The sequence below is a fragment of the Streptomyces sp. NPDC057682 genome, from assembly GCF_042799575.1.
In the GTDB taxonomy this organism is placed as follows: Bacteria; Actinomycetota; Actinomycetes; order Streptomycetales; family Streptomycetaceae; genus Streptomyces.
Window position 1 is genome coordinate 434,357 of the sequence record NZ_JBHVIN010000005.1, and the last position, 18,394, is coordinate 452,750.

Annotated in this window: 19 protein-coding genes; 10 read left to right on the plus strand and 9 right to left on the minus strand. The window is 70.9% G+C overall.

From position 1 onward, the window contains the following. Positions 1–142: 142 nt before the first annotated feature. Complete coding sequence (locus ACFVDM_RS11825; protein WP_383636593.1) at positions 143–358, plus strand: hypothetical protein; 216 nt, start codon at positions 143–145, stop codon at positions 356–358. 131 nt (positions 359–489) lie between these two features. Here the strand turns inward: ACFVDM_RS11825 and ACFVDM_RS11830 are convergent, their stop codons facing one another. From ACFVDM_RS11830 to ACFVDM_RS11860, 7 genes are all read right to left on the minus strand, one after another. Then, positions 490–1,326, minus strand: a complete 837-nt coding sequence (locus ACFVDM_RS11830) for an alpha/beta fold hydrolase (RefSeq protein WP_383636596.1) — start codon at positions 1,324–1,326, stop codon at positions 490–492. Next, complete coding sequence (locus ACFVDM_RS11835; protein WP_383636599.1) at positions 1,323–1,916, minus strand: TetR/AcrR family transcriptional regulator; 594 nt, start codon at positions 1,914–1,916, stop codon at positions 1,323–1,325. The genes ACFVDM_RS11830 and ACFVDM_RS11835 overlap by 4 nt, the downstream gene beginning before the upstream one ends. A 120-nt stretch (positions 1,917–2,036) precedes the next feature. Then, positions 2,037–3,470 (minus strand): cellulose binding domain-containing protein, encoded by a 1,434-nt coding sequence (locus ACFVDM_RS11840; protein WP_383636602.1) that lies wholly within the window; start codon positions 3,468–3,470, stop codon positions 2,037–2,039. 73 nt (positions 3,471–3,543) lie between these two features. Then, positions 3,544–5,136: a beta-N-acetylhexosaminidase gene (locus tag ACFVDM_RS11845; protein WP_383636605.1), complete on the minus strand. Its 1,593-nt coding sequence runs from the start codon at positions 5,134–5,136 to the stop codon at positions 3,544–3,546. Positions 5,137–5,168: 32 nt separating this feature from the next. Next, on the minus strand, positions 5,169–6,011 hold the full coding sequence (locus tag ACFVDM_RS11850; protein ID WP_383636608.1) for a carbohydrate ABC transporter permease: 843 nt from the start codon (positions 6,009–6,011) through the stop codon (positions 5,169–5,171). Next, positions 6,008–6,997, minus strand: coding sequence for a carbohydrate ABC transporter permease (locus ACFVDM_RS11855; RefSeq protein WP_383636611.1), 990 nt, complete (start codon positions 6,995–6,997; stop codon positions 6,008–6,010). Before ACFVDM_RS11855 ends, ACFVDM_RS11850 begins: the two co-directional genes overlap by 4 nt. 69 nt (positions 6,998–7,066) lie before the next feature. Further along, on the minus strand, positions 7,067–8,335 hold the full coding sequence (locus ACFVDM_RS11860) for an extracellular solute-binding protein (RefSeq protein WP_383636615.1): 1,269 nt from the start codon (positions 8,333–8,335) through the stop codon (positions 7,067–7,069). A 272-nt stretch (positions 8,336–8,607) separates the two neighbouring features. Between ACFVDM_RS11860 and ACFVDM_RS11865 the strand changes: the two genes are divergently transcribed. From ACFVDM_RS11865 to ACFVDM_RS11875, 3 genes are all read left to right on the plus strand, one after another. Then, a complete protein-coding gene (locus tag ACFVDM_RS11865; RefSeq protein ID WP_383636618.1) occupies positions 8,608–9,447 on the plus strand; it encodes a GntR family transcriptional regulator in 840 nt (279 codons plus the stop codon). Positions 9,448–9,556: 109 nt separating this feature from the next. Next, the gene (locus tag ACFVDM_RS11870; protein WP_383636621.1) at positions 9,557–10,159 is read left to right on the plus strand and encodes a CGNR zinc finger domain-containing protein; all 603 of its coding nucleotides are present in this window, start codon (positions 9,557–9,559) and stop codon (positions 10,157–10,159) included. A 5-nt stretch (positions 10,160–10,164) separates the two neighbouring features. Beyond that, positions 10,165–10,560, plus strand: a complete 396-nt coding sequence (locus tag ACFVDM_RS11875) for an SRPBCC domain-containing protein (protein ID WP_383636624.1) — start codon at positions 10,165–10,167, stop codon at positions 10,558–10,560. A 44-nt stretch (positions 10,561–10,604) separates the two neighbouring features. Here the strand turns inward: ACFVDM_RS11875 and ACFVDM_RS11880 are convergent, their stop codons facing one another. Continuing rightward, positions 10,605–10,967 (minus strand): winged helix-turn-helix transcriptional regulator, encoded by a 363-nt coding sequence (locus ACFVDM_RS11880; protein WP_383636627.1) that lies wholly within the window; start codon positions 10,965–10,967, stop codon positions 10,605–10,607. Between the two features lie 139 nt (positions 10,968–11,106). Between ACFVDM_RS11880 and ACFVDM_RS11885 the strand changes: the two genes are divergently transcribed. Then, entirely contained in the window at positions 11,107–11,997 is an 891-nt protein-coding gene (locus ACFVDM_RS11885) for an NAD(P)-dependent oxidoreductase (RefSeq protein WP_383636630.1), read from the plus strand. Between the two features lie 949 nt (positions 11,998–12,946). Here the strand turns inward: ACFVDM_RS11885 and ACFVDM_RS11890 are convergent. Next, positions 12,947–13,525, minus strand: coding sequence for a TetR/AcrR family transcriptional regulator (locus tag ACFVDM_RS11890; protein ID WP_383636633.1), 579 nt, complete (start codon positions 13,523–13,525; stop codon positions 12,947–12,949). A 111-nt stretch (positions 13,526–13,636) separates the two neighbouring features. Here ACFVDM_RS11890 and ACFVDM_RS11895 point away from each other — a divergent pair, with 111 nt between their 5' ends. The 5 genes from ACFVDM_RS11895 to ACFVDM_RS11915 all read left to right on the plus strand — a co-directional run bounded on the left by ACFVDM_RS11895 (position 13,637) and on the right by ACFVDM_RS11915 (position 18,273). Next, positions 13,637–15,250 (plus strand): FAD-dependent monooxygenase, encoded by a 1,614-nt coding sequence (locus ACFVDM_RS11895; RefSeq protein ID WP_383636637.1) that lies wholly within the window; start codon positions 13,637–13,639, stop codon positions 15,248–15,250. Beyond that, a complete protein-coding gene (locus ACFVDM_RS11900) occupies positions 15,234–15,884 on the plus strand; it encodes a CatB-related O-acetyltransferase (RefSeq protein ID WP_383636640.1) in 651 nt (216 codons plus the stop codon). Before ACFVDM_RS11895 ends, ACFVDM_RS11900 begins: the two co-directional genes overlap by 17 nt. Positions 15,885–15,918: 34 nt before the next feature. Further along, entirely contained in the window at positions 15,919–17,199 is a 1,281-nt protein-coding gene (locus ACFVDM_RS11905; RefSeq protein ID WP_383636643.1) for an erythromycin esterase family protein, read from the plus strand. After that, positions 17,196–17,600 (plus strand): VOC family protein, encoded by a 405-nt coding sequence (locus tag ACFVDM_RS11910; protein WP_383636646.1) that lies wholly within the window; start codon positions 17,196–17,198, stop codon positions 17,598–17,600. The genes ACFVDM_RS11905 and ACFVDM_RS11910 overlap by 4 nt, the downstream gene beginning before the upstream one ends. Before the next feature lie 211 nt (positions 17,601–17,811). Further along, entirely contained in the window at positions 17,812–18,273 is a 462-nt protein-coding gene (locus tag ACFVDM_RS11915) for a hypothetical protein (RefSeq protein WP_383636649.1), read from the plus strand. Positions 18,274–18,394: the final 121 nt, after the last annotated feature.

Consider the following 18,394-nt stretch of genomic DNA (forward strand, 5'->3'; position numbering starts at 1 on the left):
TGGTTCCTCGCAGGCACCTACGGCGGCCGTGTGCGGCCGTGTGGTCCGGCGCTGTGCGGTCCCCTTCGACCGGCCGCTCTTCTTCCCCGTGATCAACATGCAGCACACCAGGGCGTACTCGAAGGTCCCCCAGTCCCTGACAGTGGCTGAGGCCACAGCGTCCCTCAACGGTCTTCCGCTGGCATTGCACGAGATATCCACCTCGTTCCGGACGGGGCTGACGCGTCGCTTCGCCTGGGGCATCTGGTGCGGCATCGGGCCGCTGACTCCTGGCGAGTACGTGCTGGAGATCCGAGGCAGGTCCACGAGCGGCTTCTGGGTCGACACTTCGTACCACCTGGAGGCGAAGGCGCTCTGACCCACGCGTCCGCGCGGGCAGCAACGCTCAGGCACGCCCCGGTGATCCGGGCCGTGCCTCGGCCGGACGATGCGCATCCCCGTGCGATCGACGGCGTTGCGTCGCGGCGTGGCACACCCACAGGACGACGGTCAGTCCCGGAGCATTTTCGCGAGGACCTCCCCGAACTCCCCGGGATGCGTGGTCAGCCCGGTGTGGCCGCCCGGACAGTGCTGCAGTTCCAGCCCCAGGCGCTCGGCGAGGAAGGCGGCCGGACGGTACGTCAGCTCTCCGCGCGACTCCTCGCCGCAGGCGAGTACGAGCCGGTCGGCGAGGGCGGCCAGGCGGTCGAGGTCCGGGGCGTACGACATGAACGCGGGCACGATGCGTCCGACGAAGTACGGCAGGTCCGCCAGCGTCTGCTCGGCCCGCGCGGCGGCCTGCGGCGGGAGCCTGAGCTCGGCTTCGGGCGTGGTGGTGCCGCCGTCCCCGGCGAGACCCGCGGCGAAGACGGCCACGGCGGGCATGAGCCCCTGCGTGCGGAAGGTGTCCCGCACGCGGGCGACGAGCACGCGATGCCGGGCGGCGTCCGGCAGGACCTCCACCAGCGGAGGTTCGTGCGCGACGACGCGTGCGACACGTTCGGGGTGGGCGGTGAGGAGGTGTACGGCGACGATCGCGCCCGAGCTGGCGCCGAAGATCCGGGCCGGCTCGTCGGGCGACAGGTGATTCAGCAACCGGTAGGCGTCGTCCGCGTGTTCGGTCACCCGCTGCTCGGCTTCGGGGTCGTCCAAGGTGCTGCGGGACATGCCGCGCGGGTCGTACGTCGCCACCGTGTACGCGGCGGCCAGCGTGTCGGCGACGGCGTCCATCGAGGCCGCGCCGCCCGTGCCGCCGGGGACCAGCAGCAGGAGCGGGCCCCGCCCGCGTACCTCGTAGTGCAGGGTCGCTCCGTTCACCCGCAGGCTTCCGGTGGTCGGGCCGGTCATGAGGACGTTCCTTCCCGGGATACGGGCCAGTGTTCCAACAGGGTGTGAAGGGCGTCGAGAGCGCGGACCCAGGACTGCTCGGGCGAGCGCCGGTGCGCGAACCCGCCGGCCGCCTCCAGGGCGACGAAGCCGTGGAACGTGCTGCGGAGCAGCCTGACCGCGTCGGTCGCGTCGGGTTCGGCCAGCCCGTAGCCGCGCAGCATGCCGTAGGTCAGCTCCACCGCGCGTCGCGGTCCGGAAGCCTCCGCCAGGAGACCCGGGTCGATCTCCATCGGGGTCTGGGTCGCCGTGTAACGGCCGGGATGCGCGTGGGCGTACTCCCGCCAGGCGTTCGCGAAGGCCACGAGCGCGTCCCTGCCCGAACGTCCGGCAGTCGCCTCCGCGATACGGATCGTCTTCTCGTCCGCCGCGAGCAGGGCGATCCTGCCCCGCAGATCGTCGAGTCCCCGCACATGCGTGTAGAGACTCGCGTCCTTCACCCCGAGCCGCCGCGCCACCTGAGACATGGTCACCTGATCGAGGCCGACCTCGTCCGCGAGTTCGGCACCGGCCCTCGTCACCCGGTCCGCCGTCAGCCCGGCCCGCACCATGCGCCCTCCCCATTTCCTAGGAGTCCTAGGTATAGACGAGGAGCCCTAGGAATGGCAAGCGGGGAACGGGGCGGAAGCCCGTCGGCCGTCCGCCCCGCCCCGCTCGCTCCCGCTACCGGGTCACCCGGCCGGAACCGTGTCCTGGAACGTCGTCCCGGCTGTGCGGAACGCGGCCACCCTGGCGTTCACCTGCGCCGGAGTGAGGACCTGGTCCTTGACGTGCAGGACGTAGTCCACCTGCTGGTCGTACGCGCGGGGCGTGGTGCTCGTCTGCCCGGCCAGATCGATCAGCCACTGGTTGAAGTTGATCGACATGCCGCGTTCCGGAAGGTAGGCCGCTCCGTGTGTGCCGAAGAGCTGTCCGTCGATGTAGTACGTGATCGCGCTGTCGTCGATGGTCACCACCAGGTCGTGCCAGCCGGCGTAGCTCTGACGGGACTCGGTGTGCTGGTTGACGGCCTCCCACGGGTCGGGCCGGTACGTCTCCCAGGAGGTCGTGTAGAGGATGTTGCCGCTCTCGCCCCAGCCGCCGTTGGGCAGGTACTCGAAGTCGTACTCCGCGTAGTCGTCCGCCATCGGAGCCTTGAGGTCGTTGATGGTGAAGAACGTCTGGACGAGGTGGTCGCCGTCCGGGCCCGACTTCGGCGCGTCGTCGAATTTGACGCGCGCCGCGTAGGTGCCGTTGCGGAACTTCATCGACCGGGTCAGGATCTCGGTCTGCTTCGTGGACTCGCCGGTGCCCGCCGTCGACGTCTCCAGGTTCATGACGGAGTTGCCGCTCTGCGTGGCGAACGTGACCTTGTCCGGCGCCCAGGTGGCCCCGGGCACGCCGGGCCCGCCCGCGTTGGAGCGGACGCTCCAGCCGTGTGCCGCGATCTGCGGGTCGGTGTGGCCGGCGTAGTTGAAGTCGTCGAACAGCGTCGGCCCGTCCTCACCCGGGTCCGTGGGGTCGGTCGGGTCCGTCGGATCGGTGGGGTCGTTGCCCTCCGGAGGCGTGCCCCAGACCGTGGCCCCGCCGAGCTGCGCGGTCACCTTCGACCAGTCGGCGTACGCGGTCGAACCGGCACCGAACGAGTAGTCGTCGCTCTGCGTCAGCGGCTGCCAGTTCGCGCGGTAGAACCGCAGTTGCAGATCACCGGAGTCGGCACCCGGCGCCAGCGAACCCGCGCCCGCCGTGAAGCCGATCTCCAGATAGCGGTCGGCGGTCGCGGTCGGCTTCGCGAGCGTGCCGAACGTCCCCGTGACGTTCGCGCACCCCTTCACCGCCCAGGAGCAGGCGAACCGGTAGACCTCGCCCACCGCGTCGCCCTTGAAGTAGTAGCGGATCCTCACGTCGCTGAGCCGCACGGACCCGCTGCCCGTGTTGCGTACCTTCAGCCAGGGCTCGCTCTGGTCGGCCGTCGCACCGGACGCACCGCTGCGGTACTGGACCGCGATCGGCTCGCCGGCGGCGCCCGCCGGCGTGGGGACGGCGGCCAGGGCCGTACAGCCCAGAGCCGCGGTGGCGGCCGCCGCGGCGGCGGCGCGCAGCCGGCTCTTCACGGATGACGTCATGAGTCTGTTCCTCTCCGGAACGGTCGTGGGGGAGTGCGTCTTCGGAGGGCGCTGTTCCTGGTGGGACGTGCTGTCACGGGGGCGGCGCTGTTCCTGGGGATGCCGCGGTGAGCGGCCGGGGGATCAGGGGGCGGTAGCGGACGCCGAGCGCGTCGAGCCGGGCCGTGTGGTGGTCCAGGCGGGCGAGGAAGCCGGACCAGCCGTCACGGCCACCGGACCAGGCACGGTCGGCGAGGGCGCACAGCCTCGGATACGTCCGGTACTCGATCCGGTCCGGGGTGCGCGCGTACTCCGTCCACAACTGGGCCTGCGTCCCCAGCAGCCGCGCCGTCTCGGCGGGATCCCAGCCGTCGGTCAGCGCACGGTCGCCGTGCACCGTGCGCAGCTCCACCGGAGGACCCGGCTGCGCGCGGGGCTCCGAGGGATCGGCGGACTCCGCGTAGTCGAGGTAGGTGGCCCGGTAGTGCGCGGCGACCACCCGGTGGCCGCGGCGGGCGGCGGCGCGGGCATGGGCCGGATCACGCCAGGTCATCACGGCGAAGTCCCGGGGGAGTTCGGTGCCGGTCTCCGCCCAGCCGACCGGGACGCGTCCCCGCGAGGTCACGAACGCCCCGATCCGTCCCATGAACCAGCCGTGCAGCGCCCGCGCGTCCGGCAGCCCCTCGGCCGAGGCCCGCTCCCGGGCCGCCGGGCTGTTCTCCCACTCGGTCGTCGGGCACTCGTCCCCGCCGACGTGGATGTACGGCGACGGGAAGACGTCCATGACCTCGTCCAGCACCGTCCGGCAGAAGTCGAAGACCTCCTCGTGGACCCCGAACACCGTGTCGCACACGCCCCACCGGGTCCACACGCCCAGCCGCCGCGACGGATCGTTGCCCAGTTCCGGATGGGCCGCCAGGGCCGCGCGCACGTGGCCCGGCATCTCGATCTCCGGGACCACCCGTACACCGCGCGCCTCCGCGTACCGGACGAGGTCCCGCAACTCCCGCGTGGTGTACGCCCCCGCGTGCGGGACGCCGTCGAAATGCTCGAAGGGCCCGCCCGGGGGACCGGCCATCGACTGGGTCCGGTGGCCGCCGATCCCGGTGAGCTTCGGATAGGCGGCGACGGGCATCCGCCAGCCCTGGTCGTCGGTGAGGTGGAGATGCAGCGTGTTCAGCTTGTGCAGTGCCATCAGGTCCACGTAACGACGCAGGTAGGAGACCGGCTGGAAGTGCCGGGCCACATCGAGCATCGTGCCGCGCCACGGATGCGCCGGCACATCGCTGATCTCCACGCACGGCAGCGTCCAGGAACCCCCGTTCCGGGCTCCCGGCGCGAGCGCTTCGGCGGGCAGGAGCTGGCGCAGCGTCTGGACGCCGCACAGCAGCCCGGCCGGCCGGGCCGCCCGCAGCAGAACCGTGTCCGGGCCGATCGTGAGCCCGTACCCCTCCTCGCCGAGGCCGCTCAGCCGCGGTTCGAGGGCGAGCACCACGCGGCCGGCGGCACTGGGGGCGAGCGGCAGCCCGGTGGTGGGGCCGATCAGGGTGCGCAGCAGGTCGGCCGCGCCCTCCGCGCCCGGATGGGCGCGGATGCCGGTGTTCGGGGCGAGGGTGAAGCGGCCCGAGCGGGAGGAGACCTTCCGCGGGCGGGGGACGAGGGTGTGTTCGGGGCGGGGTGCGGGCATACGGGGCCTCCGGAAGGGGAGCTGGGGGTCGGTCAGCCCTTGACGGCGCCGGCCGCGAAGCCGGAGGTGACATGGCGTTGGAGCACCAGGAAGACCACCAGCGCGGGCAGGGCGAACAGGGTGGAGGCGGCCATCGTGGCGCCCCAGTCGGTGCCGAAGGTGTTCTGGAACGACGAGAGCCAGACCGGCAGCGTGCGGCTGTCCTGGTGCTTGATGATCAGGAAGTTGGCGTACGCGAACTCGTTCCACGCGGTGATGAAGCCGAACAGCGAGGTGGCCATCAGCCCCGGCGCGAGCAGGGGAAGCGCCACCCTCCGGAAGGCACCGGCCCGGGTGCAGCCGTCGACCTGCGCGGCCTCCTCCAGCTCCGGCGGAATGGTCCCGATGAAGCCGCGCAGCACGATCACCGAGAACGGCAGCGTCACCATGAAGTAGACGAGGGTCAGGGTGGGCAGCCGGTCCAGCATGTCCGTGTCCCGGGAGATGATGTAGACCGGGATGATCAGTGACTCCCAGGGCGCCATCTGCGCGATGAACACCATGAGCATGAACTGCCGCCGGCCCTTCCAGCGCAGCCTGGCCACCGCGTACGCCGAAGCGAGCGCGACCACCAGCGCCAGGAGAATCGAACTCGCCGTCACCAGCAGGCTGTTGCGCCAGAACATCCCGAAGCCGTCGGCCTGCACGGCCGTGCGGAAATGGTCCAGCGTCCAGGTGCGCGGGAACAGCCTGGGGTCTGAGGACTGGATGTCCCGGGCCGGCCTGAACGCGGTGGAGATCATCCAGTAGACGGGGAACAGGCAGACCAGGACGGTCAGGGCGGCGGCGGCGTTCAGCGGAATCCGCCGCAGGCGCGCGGTACGGGCACGGCTCATCGGATCTCGTCCTCCTGGCGGAGCATCTGGCGGAAGTAGAGGACGAGCACCCCGGACATCAGGACCACGGTGACCATCGAGGCGGCCGAGCCCAGGTCGTAGCGCTGGCCGGCGAGCGCGGTCTGCACCGCGTACACGGGCAGGATCGTGGTGGCGTCGCCCGGACCGCCCCGGGTCATCACCCAGATCTGGACGAACGCCTTGAACGTCCAGATCACCTCCAGTGAGAACACCAGGAGGAAGATCGGCCGCAGGACGGGAAAGGTGACCGAGCGGAAGATCCGGACGGCGCCCGCCCCGTCCAGCCGCGCCGACTCGTACAGCTCGGCCGGGACCGTGGTGAGCGCGGAGTAGACGGTGACCGCCGCGAACGGCACCGACTGCCACACGATCAGCAGCACCAGGACGGCGAAGGCGGTGGTGCCGTGCGCGAACCACGGATAGCGGTCGAACGAGGAGAGGCCCGCCCCGGTCAGCAGATGGTTGACGATGCCGAACTCGGAGTGGAACAGCCACTGGAAGACCGTGGTGGCCGCGATCACCGGCATGGCCCACGCCAGCACCAGCGAACCGAGCACCACCGTCCGCGCGATCCGCCCCAGGCGCTCGGTCATCAGGGCGACCAGCGTCGCGATCACCATGATCAGGACGACATTGACCGCCATGAACACGAAGGTGCGCCGGACCACCTCCCAGAAGCGCGGATCCGACAGCAGCGTGCGGTAGTTGCGCAGCCCCACGAACTCGGCGTCACCCGTGATCAGCTGCCGCAGCCGGAAGTCCTGGAGCGAGATCAGCACGGCCCGCAGCAGCGGATAGACCAGCAGGTAGAGCATCCCGCCGACCGCCGGTGCGATCAGGGCGTACGGCAGCAGGCCACGCCGTTCCCCGGATCGCCGCGCTCGGCGGGGCGGCGGTCCGGACAGGCCGGGAACGGTCCGGCGCAGGGGACTGGGGGGTGCGGTCCGTTCCCGGATGACCGACACGGCACGCCTCCTCTCGACGATTCGGGTGGATGGACGGACGGTTGCATGAGGCGGTGGGGCCGGGAGGGATCAGGAATCGGTGCTCATGGCCCGGGTGATGTCGGCGGACGCCTTGGCGGCCTCCTTCGCCGGGTCCGCGCCCGTGAGCACGGCCGCCATGTAGTCCTTGATCGGGTTCTCCGCCTCGACGGCGGCCCAGCCCGGTGTGTTCGGCGTGGCATGGCCGTTCGCCGCCCCGACCGCCATCGCGGCCGCGCCCGGGTCGTCGGCCACCGAGGAGGCGAGCGAGGTGCGGTTCGGCACATAACTCATGGCGACGGCGAGCTTCTTCTGCCAGGTGTCCCCGGTGAGTTCCTTGATGAAGGCGAGCGCGGCCTCCTGCTTGCCGGACGCGGTGGGAATCACCAGATCGGAGCCACCGGTGAACACGGCCCCCGGGGTGTCGGCGGTCTTGCCGGGAATCGGGAAGAAGCCGAGCTTCCCCTTGAGGCCGGGGTTCTTCTCGATGACGATGCCGGCGCCGCCCGGGGGCGAGATGACCTGGGCGGTCCGGCCCTGCGCCATCACATCGGCCTGCGGCGGGTCGTCCTCGTCGGAGTCCTTCGGCCCCTTGCCGAGCGCCTGGAGCTTCCCGTAGAACTCCATGCCGCGCAGCGCCTCCGGGGTGTCCAGGGCGCCCTTCCACGTGCCGCCGGACTCGGTGGCGAGGTCGCCGCCCTCGTCCCAGACGAAGCCGGCCAGGGCGTACCACATCTGGCCGGGCAGATAGATGCCCTGCGTGCCGCCCCGGTTGAGCTTCTCGGTGGCCGTGATCCACTGGTCGCGGGTCTTGATCGCCTTCGCGTCGATGCCGGCCTTCTCGAAGAGGTCGGTGCGGTAGACGACCACACGGTTGGCGGCGAAGAAGGGGATACCGTACTGCCTGCCCTCGTACGCACCCGGCTCGGCGAGGCCCCGGAGCCAGTCCTTGCCGTTCAGCCCGTCCACCTCGTCGCTGAGGTCGACCAGGCCGCCGCTCTGCGCGAACTGGGCGACCTGGGTGTTGCCGCTCTCGATGACGTCCGGCGCGTCGTTGCTGGCGAGCGCGGCCGTGACCTTCTCGCCGATGCCGTCCCACTCCTGGGTCTGGATCCGGACCCGGATGTCCGGGTGCGCGGCCTCGAAGCCCTTCACGAACTCCTTCTGGAACGCGGCCGAGACGCTGTCGCGCATCAGCCAGACGTCGATGGTCGTCCGGCCGTCGCCGGACGCGTCGGACGAGTCGTCGGATGAGCCACAGGCACTGAGCACGGCGGCCAGCACGAACGCGGACACACCGGCAAGCAAGCGGTACTTCACGGTTCACCTCGGGGAGACCAGGACCTGACCACTTGACCAATGATGGTCACTGGACAGCTCACCTCTTGTTGGTGGATGAAGGTGGCATAGACCTCTGAGGGCGTCAACCCCCTGTGTACAGAGGTGATTTGGGAATCTCGCTGAAGGGATCGCGGGCGACCGGGGTGCTGATTGCGGTGACAATTGGCCTGACCAGTGGTTAAGTTGATCCTGTGACAGGTCGGCAAGTGGTCACACAATCGAGTGAGTACGTGGTGAGGAGAGGGCAGCGCATGGACGTCGACGCGTCGGGGACGGTGCTCAAGCGGGAGCGAGCCCGTGATGCGATCCTGGAACTGATCGAGTCCCGGCGTCCGGGCGACGCCATCCCTTCGGAGCGGTCTCTCTGCGCCACGCTCGGAGTCTCCCGCCCCACTCTGCGTGCCGCGGTCGACGAACTGGTGGCCGCCGGACTCCTCGTGCGCGAGCACGGCCGGGGCATGTTCGTCGCGCCCGAGAAGATCACCCAGGAACTGATCTCGGCGGACCTCGCGCTCTCGGTCCCGCAGGCGGCCGGGGCCTGGTCGAGCCGGCTGCTGGAGTTCACCACCCTCCAGGCCGGCGCCCGGGTCGGCCGCAAGCTGCGCATGTCACCGGCCGCGGACATCGTGTACGTGGCACGGCTGCGGCTGGTCGACGGCGCGCCCATGGCCATCGAGCACCTGCACATCAGAGCCGAACTCGTGCCCGGCCTCTCCGCCGACGAGCTGGAGAACGGCGACCTGTACCAGCACCTGCGCGAACGCCACGACGTCCACGTCCACGAGGCGGTGCAGGCGATCGAACCCACCGTGGTGACCCGCGCCGAGGCCCGCCTCCTGGACGTGCCGGAGCTCTCCCCGGCCCTCCTCTTCGAGCGGCTGACCTCGGACACCGCCGGCCGCCCCGTCGAGTACGTGCACTCCCTCTACCGGGGCGACCGCTACCGCATCGTCTCCCGACTGGCCCTCGGCCCGGCCGCAGCCGTGGAACCCGTGGAGGGCGACCACCACCCGGGCATCCCTCCCGGCGACTTCGCCCAGCGCGAGCCGATCACCTCCTCGACGCGTGGGGACATCCAGTCGGGCGACTGACGGGGGCGGATGCCACCCCCGTTCCGGCCGGTCCGGGGAAGCCCGTGCGGGGCGGGGGGAACTCCTCGGTCGCCCCGCACGCTCCAGCGTAACCGGTTATAGTGGTTACATGGATTCCTTGCCCACCCCGGGCCTGACGCTCCACTCCCGTTCCGGTGCCGCCTATCGGTTCGACCCCGGTGCGCTGTGCCTGGAACTGCTGACCACCGGCGGTCCCGGGCCCTACCGCCATTACGAGGTCCTGCACGGACCCGCCGACCTGGCCGCCTGGGCGGACAGGTCCCGGCTGACCCCTACTCCGGTCCTGTCCATCTCCGACGCGGAAGTGGCCGACGTACGGATGCTGCGCGACGCGCTGCTCCGGGTGGTCGTCGCGCGGGCCGCCGGCGAGCCCCACCCGCCCCGCGACCTCCGGACCATCAACGAGGCAGCCGCCCGTCCGGCCCTTGCCCCGGCCATCACCCCCGACGGCCAACGGCAGTGGGCCGGAACGGCCACCGGCGCCCAACTGGCGGCCACCGTCGCACGGGACGCCGTCGAACTGCTGACGGGACCCTTCGCACACCGCATCCGCACCTGCGCTGCGGACGACTGCCACCTCGTCTACGTCGACACCTCGCGCCCCGGACGCCGCCGCTGGTGCTCCATGGAGCACTGCGGAAACCGCCACAAGGTCAGGGCCCTGCGCGCCCGCCACATCGAGGAAGGATGACCCTCATGCCCACAGGACTCACCCAGGACAGCGGCTGGCAGATCGGCGTGTCCCGCACCCTGCCCCTGCCCCCGGCCCTCGTCTGGGACTTTGTCAGCGGCGCCGACGGCCTCGCCCTGTGGCTCGGTCCCGGCGCGGTCCTCGCTCCGGAACGCGGCACCCCCTACCGCACCGACGACGGCGTGACGGGCGAGGTGCGCGGCTACCGCCCCGGAGACCGCATCCGCGTCACCCACGGCACCACCACGGTGCAGGTCGCCCTCGCCCCCGCGGCCGGCGGCACCCGCACGATGCTCCGCTTCCACCAGGAACACCTGGCCGGCCCCGAGGAGCGCGAGCGGCAACGGGCGCACTGGCAGCAGGTCATGGACCAGGTGGCCCTCGCGCTCGACGAGCGGTAGCAAGCGCGGGCGACACGACGGCTTCGGGGCCGCGGAGAACGTCCTCACGCGGTGTCCACGGGGACCTTCTCCGCGCCGATGCGCCGGATCCGCTCCTTCCCCCACTCGGACAGGGCCCCCAGAGCGGTGTTGAGGGTGATGCCGTGCTCCGTGAGGGAGTACTCGACTTTCGGCGGCACCACGGGATACACCTCCCGGCGCACGAGGCCGTCCGTCTCCATCTCCCGCAAGTGCTGGACGAGCATCTTCTCGCTGACGCCCGGGAGTCCGCGCCGCAGCTCCGCGAAGCGGCGCGTGCCGTGCTCGTGCAGTTCCCAGATGATCAGGGACTTCCACTTCCCGGCGACGACGTCCATCGCCGCGTCGATCCCGCAGAAGTAGGGGCCCCGCCGTGCCGGTGTCGCCATGACCGCCTCCGTCCCGACCGGAGGGTACTTACCTTCCGGTGAGTACTGCACCAATTAGTCCGTACTGTTCAACTCTACTGCTCCTGAAGAGGATTGAGGCATCAACGGAACCTTCCGCACGACAGGGGAGAGCAGCGACATGAACGAGATCCACGCCACCGTCCACGCCACCGACGTGACCGTCCTCGGACTCGGCGCGATGGGCGGCGCGCTTGCCGGGGCCCTGGTGAAGGCCGGCGTGCCGACCACGGTCTGGAACCGCTCGGCGGGCAGGGCGGGGGCCCTCGTCACCGGAGGTGCGGCCGAGGCCGCCTCCGCCGCCGAGGCCGTCCGGGCGAGCCCGCTGGTGGTCGTCTGCCTCTTCGACCACTACTCGGTGTGCGAGGTGCTCGACCCGCTCGTGGACGACCTGGCCGGCCGGAAGGTGGTCAACCTGACCACGACCACGCCCCAGCAGGCGAGGCAGTTGGCCACCTGGGCCGCCCGCGCCGGGATCGCTTATCTGGACGGCGGGATCATGGCCGTGCCGTCCATGATCGGGCAGCCGGGGGCCTCGATCCTGTACAGCGGTTCCCGGGAGGTGTTCGAGGAGCACACGGCACTGTTCGAGCAGTGGGCGGCGGGCACCTACTTCGGCGAGGACGCCGGGCTGGCCTCCCTCTACGATTTCGCCCTGCTCTCGGCGATGTACGTGATGTTCGCCGGATTCATGCAGGGAGCCGCCATGCTCGCCCCGGCGGGCGTGCCGGCCACCAGGTTCGCGGCGCTGGCCGCACCGTGGCTGACCGCGATGTCCGGTCAACTCGCGGGGTACGCCGAGGTCATCGACGGCGGCGACTACACGGTCCCGGGCCAGCAGAGTCTGACGTTCTCCAACCTCGACCTGCTCGTCGAGGCGATCACCGACGAGGGGGTGGGTGCCGAACCGATCGCCATGGTCCAGCGGCTCATCCAGCAGCAGGTGGACGCCGGCCACGGGGCCGAGGGATTCGCCCGCATCATCGAGAGCCTCAGGCACTACGGCGTGTGAGTGGCCTTCGTCGAGCACGCCCGCCCCGTGCGCCGGTGGGGCGGGCGTCGCACGCTCGTACAGGTGCGGGCACGGGGCCGCCCGCAGGGACGGGCCGGACGGGTCCGGGACGGGGGGCGCGACAGGTTCGCCGACCGGGCCGGGGGAGAATGCGCGCATGGCGATATGCAGAAAGTGTGGTGCGCGGAAGCGGCGTTGGCCTCGTTCCTGCGCGCGGTGCGGTCGGGGCCGGGACCGTGCGGAGACGGCGGCGGATGTCGCGGAGGCGGCGTTGGAGACGGGAGTCCTCCGGTGGATCGGACGGGCGATCACGGGAGTCGTGCGGCTGGCACTGCGCGCGCTCGACTGACCGGTTCCCCAGGGGGACGCGGCCGTGTGACCCGCTCGAACGGCGTCGGACTCCGTGGACGCGGTCGGAGACACCCGAGGCCGTGATCGGCAGGGTCAGTTCGGAAGCCGGGGTTGTCCGGCTCCGCACGCGGTGCGCGTCGACGTTCCTGACGTGCGCTCCAGTTGTCCCTGCAGCGCACGCAGGGCGCAGCCCGCAAGGCACCGAGCGGCAGCGCGACCGGGCTCGGACGTCACGAGGGCGGCGAGCTGCGAAAGCGCGCTGCGGGGCGTCGGGGAGGCGGAAGTCCGGGCGTTCGAGGTCGCGCTGACCGAGGGCATGGCTGGCCCTTCCTGTCGTGTTGGCCACCGGCTTCCGCCGACGGGAGACAGTGAGAGGAAAGCATACCCCTTGGGGGTATGTGACTGCCAGGGTGTCGTCCGTCGGCATCGGTCGAGCGGACGGCCCGACGCGATGTGGGGCGTACGTGGGCGGGGCGGCCCGGCGCGGGTGCTGCGGAGGCCGGGGCGACGCGCCTGCGCGAAGTCCCCGGCCGCGTGGAGACGTTCGCCGGTCCCGCTGAGGGGGCGTCCGTGGCGACGCCGCCCGTACCCCGTCAGGTCACGGCCGTGGCTCCATCCCGGTGAAGAGCGCATCGAGAACCCGGTCGATGTACGCGTGGGTCAGTGGCTCCTGTGTGATCAGCAGGCGGAAGTACAGCGGACCGGAGAGCATGGCCATCGCCAGGTCCAGATCGAAGCCGGGAGCCAGCTGACCCCGGTCCCGTGCGGCTTCGAGGCGGGCGACGGTCCTGTTGGCCTGCGGGGTGATGAAGCGCTCATTGAGTGCGGCGGCCACGCCGGGGTCGTGCTGCGCCTCGCTCACCAACGCCTGGAAGAGGGGGCGGAGCGGCGCGGTCCCCAGGAGGTCGACGGTCGCGTAGATCTGGGCCCGCAGGTCCGTCGTGACGTCGCCCGTATCGGGGTAGTCCAGGTCCGACTGGCTGAGGGAGAGCGCCGAGTCGAGCAGGAGGGCGCCCTTGGAGGGCCACCGGCGGTAGATGGTGTGCTTGCCGACGCCGGCCCGCGCGGCGATGGCTTCGATGCTGAGCTTGGCGTAGCCGAGTTCCTGCCCCAGGTCCAGCGTGGTGCGCATGATGGCCTGGGTGAGGTCGGGACCGCTCCGACGGACATGGGTCATGCCTTCACCCTAGCGGCACGGCACGTGCCGTACTTGACAGCCCCGGACGCTCGCGGCACGCTCTCCCCAGAACGGCACGGCACGTGCCGTGTCGATGTGGAGGATGGGCGTGTGGACACCGATGTGATCATCGTGGGCGCGGGGCCGACGGGCCTGATGCTCGCCAACGAACTGCGTACCGCAGGCGTGCGGTCCCTGCTCCTGGAGCGCCGGCCCCACGTGCGCGAGACACCACGGGCCAACGGCTTGGGCGGGCAGATCCTGGAACTGCTGTACTTCCGCGGCATGCTGACCGAACTGCACGAGGCTGCCACCGACCCCCACCCCGCTCCTCGCTTTCCGTTCGGAAACGTTCACCTGGACCTCAGCGGTCTGACGGATCCGCCCATGACCGCGGTCCAGATACCCCAGCCGCGTCTGGAGCGCCTGCTGGAAGGACGCGCCCAACGACTGGGCGCCCGGATCCGTCGCGGCCACGAGCTGACCGGATTCACCCAGGACCGGGACGGTGTGTCCGCCGACGTGCATGGCCCGGACGGGCCGTACCGGGTACGCGCCCAGTACCTGATCGGCTGCGACGGCTCGCGCAGCGCCGTACGCGACAGGGCGGGCATCCGTTTCCCCGGGACCGTCTGCCCCGAGGTCAACCGGCTGGCCCAGGTCTCCCCGGCCGACGGAACGGCGCGCCACGACAACGGCGACCTCGATGTGCCGACACTGGGCAGACTGAGTCCGGGGTTCACACGGAACGGCCACGGCGTACTCGGGTTCGGCTGGCTCACCTCCGAGGTGATGCTGATCTCCACGACGGAGGACGAGGACACCACCTACGAGGACGACGCGCCGATGACCCTGGACGAACTCCAGGACAGCGTGCGCCGGGTGCTTGGTGCGCCCCTTCCTCTGGGCAAGCCGCTGCGCCTGTCGCGGTACCAGTTCCAGGACCGGCACGCCGACCGGTACCGGGAGGGCCGTGTCCTGCTGGCGGGCGACGCAGCCCACCAGTTCCCCGCGACCGGCGTCGCGCTCAACGCAGGCATGCTCGACGCGGTCGATCTCGCGTGGAAGCTGGCCGCCGAGGTCCACGGCTGGGCGCCACCCGGGCTGCTGGACACCTATCACACGGAGCGCCACGCCGCGGGAGCCCGGACGCTGCTGCACACCCGCGCCCAGATGGCACTGCGGCGCGGCCACGACACCGCCGCGGAAGCGCTCCGGGAAGTCTTCCGGGAACTGCTCGGCGACGAAGCACCCCTGCGCCGCATCGGAGCCCTGGTCGCCGAAGCCGACACCCGATACCCGCTGTCCGAGGGCGCCCCGCACGCTCTGACCGGCACCTTCGCGCCCGATCTCTCCCTGGACACCGAACGGGGCACCACCAGCGTCGGCGCCCTGATGCACTCCGCGCGCCCTCTGCTCCTCGACCTCGCGGACCGCCCGGAACTCCGGGAAGCCGCCGCGGGATGGGCCCACCGCGTCGACATCCGTACGGCCGGAACCCACGACCGGCCCGCCGACGCCCTCCTGATCCGACCCGACGCCCGCATCGCCTGGGCCGCACCCGTCGGCGCACCCTCCGACACGCTGCTGCCGACGCTGCGGCACTCCCTCTCCACCTGGTTCGGGCACCCCCGGGCCGACGACAACCGACCCCACCGGCCGGCCACCGGCCACGTACGACCGCTCGCACACGATGAGGACGCCCGACATGCACGTACCCGCTGACCCCACCGTCCTGCACCCCATGCCCGACCAGCCGAGGGTGGTGCTGCTCAAGCCACTGGTCACCTCCCCGCTGATCGAGGTGGGGGAGTACTCGTACTACGACGACCCCGACGACCCCACCGCGTTCGAGACGCGCAACGTTCTCTACCACTACGGGCCCGAGAAGCTGGTCATCGGCAAGTTCTGCGCACTCGGCACGGGGACGCGGTTCCTCATGAACGGGGCCAACCACCGCATGGACGGCCCCTCAACCTTCCCGTTCCCCACCATGGGCGGTTCCTGGTCCGCGCACTTCGACCTGCTCACCGGGCTGCCCGGCCGCGGGGACACCGTCGTCGGCAACGACGTGTGGTTCGGCCACGGCACGACCGTGATGCCCGGCGTACGCATCGGCCACGGCGCGATCGTCGGCGCCGGCTCCGTCGTCACCAAGGACGTGCCCGACTACGGCATCGTCGGCGGAAACCCGGCCCGGCTCATCCGCACCCGCTACAGCGCGGAGGACGTCGCGCGGCTCCTCGAACTGGCCTGGTGGGACTGGCCCCCGGAGCACATCGGCCGGCACGTACGAACCCTCATGTCCGGCAGCGTCGACCAACTGCGCGACGCGGCCCCCGCCCCCCGGCACCCCTGAGCCCCCTCGCCCGTCCCTCCGGAGAAGAGCCCCCATGCCGCCCGCCCCCGACCGGCCCCCGTTCACCGAATGGCTCGCCGGCCATGCCACCCCGCTCACCCACCTCGACCCGGCAGCGCCCCTGGACGACCTCGAACAACTGCGCGACCTCCTCGACGGCGTCCGCGTGGTCGCCGTCGGGGAACACTCCCACTTCATCGACGAGTTCGCCGCCCTGCGCGGCCGTATCCTGCGCTTCCTCGTCGAACGCTGCGGCTTCACCGTCCTGGCCTTCGAGTACGGCTTCTGCGAAGCCCTGCCGCTCGACGCCTGGACGCGCGGTACGGGAGCGGACGACGACCTCTCCGAGCTCCTGGCCACCGCGGTCCCCATCGGGCTCCAGGAACCGGCGCGCTATCTCCGCGGCCACAACCGCACCGCCGTCCGGCAGGTCCGTTTCGCGGGAATCGACATCCCGGCGGCCGGCGGCTCCCTGCTCCCCGCCCTGGCTCCGGTGGCCGACTACCTCGGGCGCGTCGACCCGGAAACCCTGCCGGCGATCCGGCACGCGACCACCATCGCCGCGTCCTTCGCCGGTGACTCGGCAGCCGCGGCCGCACCCGCGTGGGCGCGCCTGACCACCGGCGAACAGGACACCCTCAGCGCGCTCCTGGCACGGCTGCTCATCCGATTCCGCTCCCTGAGACCGCTCTACCTCTCACGCGCGGACCGGGACGACCACGACACCGCCCTGCGATGCCTGGAGGCCGCCTGCCACGGCGACTACACGATCCGCGCGATGGCCGCCCTCTTCACCGGAGACGGACTCACCGCCGACACCTCCGCCCGTGACCACTTCATGGCGGAGACCCTCCTGTGGCACCTGAACCGACTCGCCCCCACCGACCGCGTCGTACTCATGGCACACAACGCACACATCCAGAAGACACCGATCGCCTTCGACGGCCGCCTCACCGGGCTTCCCATGGGACAGCACCTCCACGAGGCCCTCGGCGACGCGTACTACGCCCTCGGCCTGACCAGCATCACCGGCCACACCGCCGACATGCGTCGCGACGAGGGCGCACCCTTCGGATTCACCCTCCACGACACCCCGCTGGAACCCCCCGCACCGGAAAGCATCGAAGCGGCCTTCGCCGACGCCGGCCTCGGACTCGCGATCGCCGACCTCCGCCGGTCCCCTTCCGAGGGCCCCGGAGCCCCTGTCCGCATTCGTATGCAGGGGATTCATCAGGAGACCGCGGTCACCGACGCGTTCGACGGCATCCTCAGCACCCCCGTCTCCTCCACCACCACCGACTTGGAGAAGCCATGACCAGCAGGTTCACCGAACTGGTCGTCGACTGCCGCGACCCGCACCGCCTCGCGGCCTTCTGGTGCGAAGTCCTGGACTTCACCGTGCTCGACCGGACCGAGGACACGGTCGAGATCGGCTCCTGGGAACCGACCGCCGAAGCCGTACGGGCCCGCCAGATGCCGCCGACGCTGATGTTCGTCCAGGTGCCCGAGAACAAGACGGTCAAGAACCGCCTGCACCTCGACGTGAGCCCCATCGACGCGACCACGGACGCCGAAGTCGCCCGGCTGCTCGTCCTCGGCGCCACCAAGATCGACGTGGGCCAGGGACCCGCCCGCAGCTGGACGGTCATGGCCGATCCCGAAGGCAACGAGTTCGACGTCGTGCGGACTCTGGCACCCACCACCGCACCACGTTGACGATTTCAGGCCAGAACGTGTGAACGAATTCTGCGCCACGAGTTCGAGGCCGACCGCCGAACGCTCGATCTCCGGCTCGGAGGACCGGCGGCCACGCCAGGGGGCACGGGGCTCTTCGACTCCTTGGACCGATGGATCTGCGCCAGAAACGGTCGTCATGTCGGGTGAGTTATCCGGGTGCGGCGTTCCGCGACGAGGATGGGCTCGTTGAGTGGTCGTGCACATGGATGACCACTTGATTTTCCGGACTGACGTTGAATTCCAGCCGCCTCGTGCCGTCGGTCGATCCGAGCCGGTGGCGAGCCCGCAGGGCTCGTCGCTCTCCGGTTTGCTCGATACGCTCGAACGCCTCGAAGGAGAGTTCGATCAACGCCTCACGGCCATCGTCGAGACGGATGCCGCAGTTTCCGGAGGCGGGGGCGAGGGCGGGGGCGGGGGCGGGCCGACGGCGTTGAGCGCCTTCGACCTGCTCCGTCCGTTCACCGAGGCCATGCAGAGCATGGGCCGGGCCGAAGAAGGCGGTGCGATGCCCGCCCTGCCTGGACATGCCCGTCCGAGCTTCTGCGAGAAACGTTTCCTCATTGACGGCGTCGATGTGGCCCTCGGAGCCTTCCAGGACCCGGTCGTTCTCATGGCGTACCTCGCCCCGCAAAGGCCGTTCCGGCAGGAATGAGAAGAGGCACCTCCCCGGCGCGGACAGCGGTCGTTTCCCCGCGCCGGGGGCGACCACACTGCGGGGTTGCCCTGCCCCGGCCCCTTCCCGCCGACCGTGAAGAGTGCGCACTCTTCACGGT

What these genes read in the sequence shown, in the direction of transcription:
- ACFVDM_RS11910 (WP_383636646.1), top strand. Translation starts at nt 17,196, where the DNA reads ATGACCAGCAGGTTCACCGAACTGGTCGTCGACTGCCGCGACCCGCAC.
- ACFVDM_RS11875 (WP_383636624.1), top strand. Translation starts at nt 10,165, where the DNA reads ATGCCCACAGGACTCACCCAGGACAGCGGCTGGCAGATCGGCGTGTCC.
- ACFVDM_RS11865 (WP_383636618.1), top strand. Translation starts at nt 8,608, where the DNA reads ATGGACGTCGACGCGTCGGGGACGGTGCTCAAGCGGGAGCGAGCCCGT.
- ACFVDM_RS11885 (WP_383636630.1), top strand. Translation starts at nt 11,107, where the DNA reads ATGAACGAGATCCACGCCACCGTCCACGCCACCGACGTGACCGTCCTC.
- ACFVDM_RS11845 (WP_383636605.1), bottom strand. Translation starts at nt 5,136, where the DNA reads ATGCCCGCACCCCGCCCCGAACACACCCTCGTCCCCCGCCCGCGGAAG.
- ACFVDM_RS11830 (WP_383636596.1), bottom strand. Translation starts at nt 1,326, where the DNA reads ATGACCGGCCCGACCACCGGAAGCCTGCGGGTGAACGGAGCGACCCTG.
- ACFVDM_RS11905 (WP_383636643.1), top strand. Translation starts at nt 15,919, where the DNA reads ATGCCGCCCGCCCCCGACCGGCCCCCGTTCACCGAATGGCTCGCCGGC.
- ACFVDM_RS11900 (WP_383636640.1), top strand. Translation starts at nt 15,234, where the DNA reads ATGCACGTACCCGCTGACCCCACCGTCCTGCACCCCATGCCCGACCAG.
- ACFVDM_RS11870 (WP_383636621.1), top strand. Translation starts at nt 9,557, where the DNA reads ATGGATTCCTTGCCCACCCCGGGCCTGACGCTCCACTCCCGTTCCGGT.
- ACFVDM_RS11880 (WP_383636627.1), bottom strand. Translation starts at nt 10,967, where the DNA reads ATGGCGACACCGGCACGGCGGGGCCCCTACTTCTGCGGGATCGACGCG.
- ACFVDM_RS11890 (WP_383636633.1), bottom strand. Translation starts at nt 13,525, where the DNA reads ATGACCCATGTCCGTCGGAGCGGTCCCGACCTCACCCAGGCCATCATG.
- ACFVDM_RS11835 (WP_383636599.1), bottom strand. Translation starts at nt 1,916, where the DNA reads ATGGTGCGGGCCGGGCTGACGGCGGACCGGGTGACGAGGGCCGGTGCC.
- ACFVDM_RS11840 (WP_383636602.1), bottom strand. Translation starts at nt 3,470, where the DNA reads ATGACGTCATCCGTGAAGAGCCGGCTGCGCGCCGCCGCCGCGGCGGCC.
- ACFVDM_RS11850 (WP_383636608.1), bottom strand. Translation starts at nt 6,011, where the DNA reads ATGAGCCGTGCCCGTACCGCGCGCCTGCGGCGGATTCCGCTGAACGCC.